Origin of the sequence: Apilactobacillus nanyangensis, assembly GCF_016861915.1 — a bacterium.
Classification (GTDB): domain Bacteria; phylum Bacillota; class Bacilli; order Lactobacillales; family Lactobacillaceae; genus Apilactobacillus; species Apilactobacillus nanyangensis.
Genome location: NZ_BOLX01000024.1, coordinates 1 through 7780 on the forward strand (window position 1 = coordinate 1; position 7780 = coordinate 7780).

Below are 7780 nucleotides of genomic sequence, written 5' to 3' on the forward strand. Positions count from 1 at the left end.
CAGCTAATTTTAATTCTTTAGAAAACATAAAAGAACCCCTTAGGTTAGATTTCTCCAACTCAAGGGGTTCAGTTCAAGTCCTTTTTTATTAACCTAATTTTTGAAATTCTGTAATTTCTTCATCGGTTAATTGGTACAAGGTGTTAAATACGGTTGATAAAAATGAGTATGGTAGGTTGTCGGTAATTCCACCGGCGATTTCTCCAGCAATACTTAAAATACTGGATGCTAATACGGCTGAATCCAAACTGTTATCGACAGCAAGACAGACACCTAAAATCCCGTCTAACATATCACCACAACCGACGTTTACGGCAAAGTAGTGATGACCATTTTTGACTTCAACTGTTTTAGTACCATCTGAAATCACATCAGTGACACCTGATAGTAAAACGATACAATCAAACTTCTTAGCAACAGTTTCAGCAATTTCGTGAAGGTCTCCGTCACCGTTTCCGGCGTCGATACCTTGAGCATTCCATTCGATGTCGGCTAGAAAGGCTAGTTCCCCAGCATTACCACGAACGCCATCGAACTTAACTTCTTTAGCCACTTTGGCGAAGTTATCTTGACGTAGCTTGGAAGCACCAATCGCAACTGGATCAATGACGACAGGGATGCCTTTTTGATTGGCGTATTTTCCGGCGGCAATTGATTTTTCGACGTCTGAGTCGTTCGATGAACCCATGTTGATGACTAGGGCGTTTGAAATGTTTACTAAATCGCTTGCTTCTTTGATGTCGTCAAACATGATAGGTGAGGCACCGATAAAATTAATAGCGTCAGCAACGTGTTGTGGTGTCACCATGTTTGAAATATTTAGAATGATTGGTGAATTTTCTCTAATTTGTTTGATAGTAGTCATTATTTATTCCCCTTTAGACGATTAATGGTTTGCTTGATGTCGTTACTATCGATGATGTCTGAGATAACAGAGACACCGTCGACGTTGGTAGTTAGAACTGCTTTGGCATTATCTTCTTTGATTCCACCAATTGCTACGGCTGGATGTGATGATTCTTGGTACAAACGGTTTAATTCATCAATTCCGATTGCTGGTTTGACCTTTAGTTTTGATTGGGTGGCGAAGATAGGACCGATTCCGATGTAGTCGATGGCTTCAAAATTATTAGCGGCTCTGACTTCATCCAACGAGTGGGTTGATAGACCGATAATCTTGTTTGGGCATTCTGCGATGACACGTTCAATCTTGGTGTCGTCTTGGCCGACATGAATTCCATCAGCATTAATTTCCTTCATCAAATCGATATCGTCGTCGATGATGTATGGAACATTATATTTAGCAGTAATTTCTTTTAGTTGAATGGCAACTTCAAGTTTCTCTGCATCTGATAGGGTGGAACGATCCTTTTCACGGTATTGAAACATGGTGATTCCATTCTTACATGAATCCTCTACGATTTGGATTAGTTTGTCGACGTCGCCGCCAACGTTTTGACTACCCGCAATGAAGTAGACGGCTAGTTGTTGTTTATCCAATTTCATCTTCAGCCCCCCAGTGATTTAGTGGTCCGTGACCGTGTCCGACAATAATTTCTGATTGTAGGATGGTATCGATGTAGCGTTTTCCTTCGATGATGGCATCTTTAATGGATAAACCTTTGGCTAGGTTAGCAACAATCGCAGATGATAGTGTATCTCCGGTACCGTGTTTTCTAACGGTGTCGTATTTTTTGCTTTCGATGGTAAAACTAACGCCACTTTCCAGTAAAACGTAATCGGATAGGGTATCACCTTGTTGATGACCACCCTTGATGATGACGTTTTTGGCACCTAGTTGTTGAATATGGGCAGCCGCTGCGATGACATCATCATTGGTTTCAATCTTCTTTCCATAAATAACCTCTGCTTCTGGTAGGTTCGGAGTGACGATATCCGCAATTGGCATTAGCTTATTAATAATTGCGTCAATACCAGAATCATCTAGCAAACGAGCGCCACCCTTGGCAACCATGACAGGGTCAACTACGATGGGGTGAATATTATGTTTTTTAATGTTTGAGACAACTGCTTCGACGCGTTCTTGGTCAAACAAAGCACCGGTCTTAGCGGCCTTGATATCGAAATCATCGTATAGAGAATCAAATTGAGCATTGATCATATCAACGGGAGTAGGTAGGACTGATTGAACGCTTAATGTGTTTTGAGCGGTTAAACCGACTACCACGTTGGTAGCAAAAACGTGATGTTCTTGCATCGTTTTGATATCTGCTTGCATACCAGCGCCACCACCGGAATCAGAGCCGGCAATTGTTAATGTTTCAGGGACTTTTTTACTATTCATGGTTGTCACCTCCATGAATTATTTCGGTAAAACGCCAATCTTGTTGGTAGAAGGCTTGTTCCCAGAATTCCCATTCTAACTCGGTACTCTTAAGGAAGAATCCTTTGGCTTCGTTGATTTCTTCTTCTGACATGTCCTTTGATAGTTCGTTTAACATCTTAAATAGCTTTTGGGTTAATCCACCGTCTGCATCTTCATCGTCGGTTAGGTAGAAATCAATCCAGCTCTTGAATGGATTGTCAGCGGTGTTTTTACCTGTGGCAGTTAGTTGTTTGGCAATTTCATTGTAGGTCCATGGACAGGGTAGTAGCGCACAGATGATGTTGGCTAGACTACCGGTTCTCACGGCACGATACATATGTGATTGATATAGGTAAGCCTTAGGGCTTGGGGTAGCGTGTTGCAAGCTTTCGTATGTAACGTTAGCAATGTCGCAAAAGACGTGGTGAGGGTGGATTTCACTGTTTAGAATGAAATCGATATTTTCTGCGAAAAATTTCATATTCTCTCTGTCCTTTAGGATGGGGATGATACTAGCGTAAATTTTGATGAACTCAGATAAGTATTGAAAATCCTGTTGAACATAAAATTTTAATGCTGCATCGTCGACGTGACCGTCACCGATACCTTTAACAAACGGGTGGTCAAAGATAGCTTCTAGGATTGGATTAGCTTCCTTGACTAGTTGATGTGAAAACATGAAACAATACCTCCAGTTTGCTGCCGCAAATAAAAAATACCCTCCCACACGACGGTGGAAGGGTACACTTGGATAGACTAAGTCTAATTCTTTACTTGGAGTGCGCCTGACTTCCTTCGCTAGTGTTAACTAGATCAGGTTCAATGGGTGTAATCTCAGCCGAAAACGGCACCCCAGTGGACAGCATTTTTATATTTAATTCATGTATAAGTATATCTGTTTTGAACTTTTTGTAAACAGGATATTTTTGGTAAACAAAAAAGACGCCGTTATAGCGCCTTTGATTTTTATTGATAAATTTCGTAGTGAATTTGGCCCATCTTGTCGATTGAAACACCGAATTCTTGTCTAGCTGAGCTATCGAATTTAATTCCTAAGAAGTTGATTGCATGACCCCAATTAGAACTAGCGTCATCAAACATCATGGCACAAATTGCTCCGTAGATGCTTTCCTTAACGTTGGCCAAAGTGACTGGGCCTTCGATGTATGAACTAGTTAGTAGTGATCCAGCAATGTTTTCACCATAACCACTGAATTGGTAGTTTTTAAAGACGTTGTTTAATACTGCAGTATCGTGGCCACCCTTATCGGAAAAGTTCCAATTATCATTGTTGTAACCTTTGGCAACATCGCTTGAAGCTTGTAATGCTCTATTAGTTACGGTCAAATCTTGAGTGTATGGGTAGTTATTAGCTAGCTTATGTCTTAAATCGTTGACTAGGTTAGCAGCGTATTGTGATAGTTGACGTTGTAAATCAGTGCTGATGTTATTGATATCTACTTTGGTATTAACGTCAGCGGTGCTTGGGTGGAAGGTGTTAATTTGACGACTTTGTTGGATTGAGGCATCAGAAGCAGTCCCTTGATCCATTTGTTTAGTAGCGTTGTTAAAACTAAATAGGTAACCGGAAGGGATGTTTAGTGTGTCAGTCGCGTTTGGTGTTGCGTAGTCATCTGAAGGATAGTTAAAACCATCCACGGATTCATATTGGTTAGCGTCTGATTTAGGAGTAGTAGTTGCTGGTTTAACTACTGTGACAACATTTTTCTTTTTAGTGGTCTTCTTAACGGCCTTTTTCTTTTTAGTGACTTTCTTAGCTGCTTTTTTTGGCGCCTTTTTCTTGGCTTTTTTATGTTTTACAACCTTCTTTTTAGCTTTGATTGCTTTTTTAGCCTTCTTTACATGCTTCTTTTTAGCCTTGGTAGTCTTTTGGACATGCTTTTTAACGGCTTTTTTCTTCTTGGTAGCTTTCTTTTTAGTGCCTTTTTTGTGCTTTGTTTTGGTATGTTTCTTAGGCTTCTTAGCTTTTTTGGCTGGTTTTTTCTTGTGTTTAGTTTGATAGGTATCTTGAGCGTTGACTGATATGTGTGTTTCGCTGATGTTACCGGCGAATAACATTAAGCTCATTGCGATTAGTAATAGTGAAAATGCTTTGATTTTTCGCATAACGGTTTCTCCTTAGTATTTATTAATAGTTTATATTAATATAACTATACCAAATGTTTTTGATAATGGAATTGATTTTAACTTTGTGTTTTAATTAAATTGAAGACAAGGGGAGATATTAAATGACTAAATTTAAACGTGCCATAGCAATGATTATTACCGCTGTCATTGTGGCAATGGGGTTAACAGCTTGCGGTCAATCTACCTCCAAATCGACTGCGAACCAAAATAATAAATCTAACGTTACAGCGAAATTCTCAGTTAAGCCCTCTATGGATGCTTGGAAACATTCATCTGAAAAGAAGGCTTATCCGGATATGAAACTATCAAATAAAAACTGGCTTGATGTTTCAATTAAGAATCAACGTGTATATGTTAAGAATAAAGAAGGCAAGGTATTGTATACCATTCTATGTTCAACTGGAAATGATGACGGGACACCACGCGGTACATTCCACATTCAAGCAGAACGTGGTAGCCATTTCTACAACGCATCATCAAAAGAGGGAGCTAACTACTGGACTTCTTTTAAGGACCATGGAATTTATCTATTCCACTCGGTTCCTGTAAATAAGGATGGTAAATACTTGATGAAAGACGCCCATGAATTAGGCAAGGTAGCCAATTCACATGGCTGTGTTCGTTTATCAATTCCGGATGCTAAATGGATTAACAGCTCAGTCCCAACAGGAACTAAAGTCGTTATTCACTAATCCAAACAAAAAAGACGTTCGTTATGAACGTCTTTTTTTAATGCAATGTGCTTACATCGATTAGGATTAATACCATGATGATGGTAATTCCTAGGATGGTTGCTACATATTTATTTTTAAATGATTGATGTTTGCGGTATAAGAAAAATAGCAAAGTCAATAGGGCTAAAACACCAATCGCATACATGATGATCAGTTTGATTTGAACTGATAAGTCGTCTGCTAGCATGTGAGCACCTTCTATTATTTAGTTAATAGTTGGTATGCAAATCTAGCAGTCCATGGATGTCCATTTTCGCGCATATGGATAATTCCACGTTTTTCAAAACCGTTAGAAGTGATAACGTGTTGCATACCTTTGTTTTCAGGATGAGTGTCGATTCTGATATCCTTGTAACCTAATACACGTGAAACTGTGATTAAGCTGCTAACCAGTTTTTCAGATAGGTGTTGTCCACGAAACTCATTTGAGATGGCAACTCTGTGAATCGCTGCGTAGTGAGCTTCAGAACCGTTAACCCAATCGCCTTCTTCAATCTTTAGGTAGTTGGGATCAATTCCTTGATGAATTGTTGCAGTTCCGGCAACTTGGCCGTCAGTGATTAACACGTAGTTGATTCCATCTTTAACGTCTTTAACTAAATCTTCGTCAGCTGGGTAACCATGTTGCCATTGGTCAATTCCTTGTTCGTGTAGGTACTTGATTGCTGAGTGAATGATGTCCAGGATTGCTGGTAAATCTTCTTCAGTTGATTTCTTTAAGTATGTTGCGGGCATTTTTACACTTCCTTTATGAAAATTATAAGTAAAAAGTATATAGAAAAACGTTGCATTTTGCAACGTTTGTAAATTAAGCCTATTCATAGCATACTACAATGACACTTTTAGTAAACCAATTAGAATTATCTATAATAGTGTAATTTTCATGGCCATTCCCATACCGCCACCGATACAAATGGTAGCTAGACCATGTTTTTGATTGGTGCGTTGTAGATTGTAAATTAGTGAACCAACAATTCTGGCACCGGAATCACCTAGGGGATGTCCCATTGAGATAGCACCACCTGAAATGTTTAGTTTATCCATATCGATATTGTAGTCGTGAGCAACCGCTAGTACTTGAGCGGCGAATGCTTCGTTTAGTTCGACTAGGTCGATATCATCCATTGTGATGTTTAGTTTTTCAAACAATGACTTGGTAGCGTCATAAGGAGCGTATCCCATGTAATCCGGATCACATCCTGCTTCGGCATAGCCATCAATAACTGCTAGTGGTTTAACATTCAAACGCTTAGCTGCTGATTCACTCATTAGTACTAAAGCAGATGCACCGTCGTTTAGACTAGCGGCGTTTCCGGCAGTAACAGTTCCGTCTTCCTTAAAGGCAGGACGTAGTTTGTTAAGTACTTCAATAGAAGTATCACGACGAATGTTTTCATCTTCCTTCATAATATAAGAAGATTTTCTATTTTTGATTTCGATTGGCACTAGCTCTTTGTCAAAGTATCCATTATCAAATGCTTTGGCAGCCTTCATATGAGATTGGTAGGCGAACTCGTCTTGTTCTTCTCTTGAAACGTTGAATTTTTCAGCCACGTTTTCTGCTGTAACTCCCATTGGCTGTTTGTTAAAAGCATCCATTAAAGCATCATTGTTTAATGAATCAACTAGAGTAACGTTACCGAACTTATGACCAGAACGAACGTCCATGTTTAGAAATGGTGCGTTGGACATACTTTCGACACCACCGGCAACGACGACGTCAGCGTCGCCCATAACAATAGCGGCTTGCGCATTACGGACAGCTTTTAGTCCGGAACCACATACTTGGTTAACTGTATTGGCAGTACTACAGTAAGGGATGTTTGAATTGATTTCGATTTGTCTTGAGATGTTTTGACCAGCCCCCGCTTGGATAACATTCCCAAATACTACTTGATCTACATCAGAGGGCTTGATATTTGCTTGTTCAATGACAGCCTTTGTAACGATGGTTCCAAGGTCCACAGAAGTAAAGTTCTTTAGTGCACCATTTATCTTACCAATAGGTGTTCGTTTGGCAGCTGCAATCACGATTTTTTCCATATAATAGTAAAACTCCTTTAATATTATCTATAAGAAATAGTATAACGATTATTCTATTTAATTCTATTATAAAGAATAAAACTAAAAAGTTTAATAAACTTTGAAAAAGTTATTGACCACAGTGTTTATAATTGTTATTATTATATCCGTTGTCATTTTTGAGATAACAATAAAATTTAATCGAAACAAATAATAAAAAGTTATTGACCTGGTGGTTTGAATTTGATATTATTGTTTCTGCTGTTGAAAAAGTTAATCGTTAATTTCGATTGAAAATAAGCAAAAAAGTTATTGACTTTCACTTGCTAAGATGGCATAATAGTTATTGTTGTCATCGCGATTGAGCGATTTTTGATAACAAGGTTGATAAAAAATAATTATAAAAAGTTGTTGACATTGAGTTAGCAATCTGATATAATTAAAGAGCTGATTGATTTAATCAGCAATCAACAAAATGGTAGATCTTTGAAAACTGAACAAGATTGATAATCGATGATGTGTAAGGAACTTACAACTTGGTTGTAAGAAT

Annotated in this window: 9 protein-coding genes and 1 riboswitch; of the genes, 1 reads left to right on the forward strand and 8 read right to left on the reverse strand. The window is 38.6% G+C overall.

Features of this window, described 5'->3' with window-relative positions; all coding sequences use genetic code 11:
- Positions 1 to 88: 88 nt before the first annotated feature.
- The 5 genes from thiM to JUD45_RS06940 all read right to left on the reverse strand — a co-directional run bounded on the left by thiM (position 89) and on the right by JUD45_RS06940 (position 4453).
- Positions 89 to 865 (reverse strand): hydroxyethylthiazole kinase, encoded by a 777-nt coding sequence (gene thiM, locus JUD45_RS06920; protein ID WP_203619901.1) that lies wholly within the window; start codon positions 863 to 865, stop codon positions 89 to 91.
- Entirely contained in the window at positions 865 to 1506 is a 642-nt protein-coding gene (thiE, locus tag JUD45_RS06925) for a thiamine phosphate synthase (protein WP_203619902.1), read from the reverse strand. Before thiE ends, thiM begins: the two co-directional genes overlap by 1 nt.
- Positions 1493 to 2305 carry a bifunctional hydroxymethylpyrimidine kinase/phosphomethylpyrimidine kinase gene (gene thiD, locus JUD45_RS06930; protein WP_138727312.1) on the reverse strand — a complete coding sequence of 271 codons (813 nt, stop codon included), beginning with the start codon at positions 2303 to 2305 and terminating at the stop codon, positions 1493 to 1495. The genes thiE and thiD overlap by 14 nt, the downstream gene beginning before the upstream one ends.
- Positions 2298 to 3005, reverse strand: a complete 708-nt coding sequence (tenA, locus tag JUD45_RS06935) for a thiaminase II (protein ID WP_138727313.1) — start codon at positions 3003 to 3005, stop codon at positions 2298 to 2300. The genes thiD and tenA overlap by 8 nt, the downstream gene beginning before the upstream one ends.
- Positions 3006 to 3099: 94 nt before the next feature.
- A riboswitch (TPP riboswitch) is annotated at positions 3100 to 3191 on the reverse strand.
- Between the two features lie 101 nt (positions 3192 to 3292).
- A complete protein-coding gene (locus tag JUD45_RS06940; RefSeq protein ID WP_203619903.1) occupies positions 3293 to 4453 on the reverse strand; it encodes an SEC10/PgrA surface exclusion domain-containing protein in 1161 nt (386 codons plus the stop codon).
- A 122-nt stretch (positions 4454 to 4575) separates the two neighbouring features.
- Between JUD45_RS06940 and JUD45_RS06945 the strand changes: the two genes are divergently transcribed.
- The gene (locus JUD45_RS06945; protein ID WP_203619904.1) at positions 4576 to 5166 is read left to right on the forward strand and encodes a L,D-transpeptidase; all 591 of its coding nucleotides are present in this window, start codon (positions 4576 to 4578) and stop codon (positions 5164 to 5166) included.
- Between the two features lie 37 nt (positions 5167 to 5203).
- Here JUD45_RS06945 and JUD45_RS06950 read toward each other — a convergent pair whose 3' ends face one another.
- From JUD45_RS06950 to JUD45_RS06960, 3 genes are all read right to left on the reverse strand, one after another.
- The gene (locus JUD45_RS06950) at positions 5204 to 5395 is read right to left on the reverse strand and encodes a hypothetical protein (RefSeq protein ID WP_053796094.1); all 192 of its coding nucleotides are present in this window, start codon (positions 5393 to 5395) and stop codon (positions 5204 to 5206) included.
- A 14-nt stretch (positions 5396 to 5409) separates the two neighbouring features.
- Complete coding sequence (locus JUD45_RS06955) at positions 5410 to 5943, reverse strand: GNAT family N-acetyltransferase (RefSeq protein ID WP_034530719.1); 534 nt, start codon at positions 5941 to 5943, stop codon at positions 5410 to 5412.
- 129 nt (positions 5944 to 6072) lie between these two features.
- Positions 6073 to 7251 carry an acetyl-CoA C-acetyltransferase gene (locus JUD45_RS06960; RefSeq protein WP_138726334.1) on the reverse strand — a complete coding sequence of 393 codons (1179 nt, stop codon included), beginning with the start codon at positions 7249 to 7251 and terminating at the stop codon, positions 6073 to 6075.
- Between the last annotated feature and the right edge of the window lie 529 nt (positions 7252 to 7780).

What these genes read in the sequence shown, in the direction of transcription:
- JUD45_RS06950 (WP_053796094.1), bottom strand. Translation starts at nt 5,395, where the DNA reads ATGCTAGCAGACGACTTATCAGTTCAAATCAAACTGATCATCATGTAT.
- JUD45_RS06955 (WP_034530719.1), bottom strand. Translation starts at nt 5,943, where the DNA reads ATGCCCGCAACATACTTAAAGAAATCAACTGAAGAAGATTTACCAGCA.
- JUD45_RS06940 (WP_203619903.1), bottom strand. Translation starts at nt 4,453, where the DNA reads ATGCGAAAAATCAAAGCATTTTCACTATTACTAATCGCAATGAGCTTA.
- thiM (WP_203619901.1), bottom strand. Translation starts at nt 865, where the DNA reads ATGACTACTATCAAACAAATTAGAGAAAATTCACCAATCATTCTAAAT.
- thiD (WP_138727312.1), bottom strand. Translation starts at nt 2,305, where the DNA reads ATGAATAGTAAAAAAGTCCCTGAAACATTAACAATTGCCGGCTCTGAT.
- JUD45_RS06945 (WP_203619904.1), top strand. Translation starts at nt 4,576, where the DNA reads ATGACTAAATTTAAACGTGCCATAGCAATGATTATTACCGCTGTCATT.
- JUD45_RS06960 (WP_138726334.1), bottom strand. Translation starts at nt 7,251, where the DNA reads ATGGAAAAAATCGTGATTGCAGCTGCCAAACGAACACCTATTGGTAAG.
- tenA (WP_138727313.1), bottom strand. Translation starts at nt 3,005, where the DNA reads ATGTTTTCACATCAACTAGTCAAGGAAGCTAATCCAATCCTAGAAGCT.
- thiE (WP_203619902.1), bottom strand. Translation starts at nt 1,506, where the DNA reads ATGAAATTGGATAAACAACAACTAGCCGTCTACTTCATTGCGGGTAGT.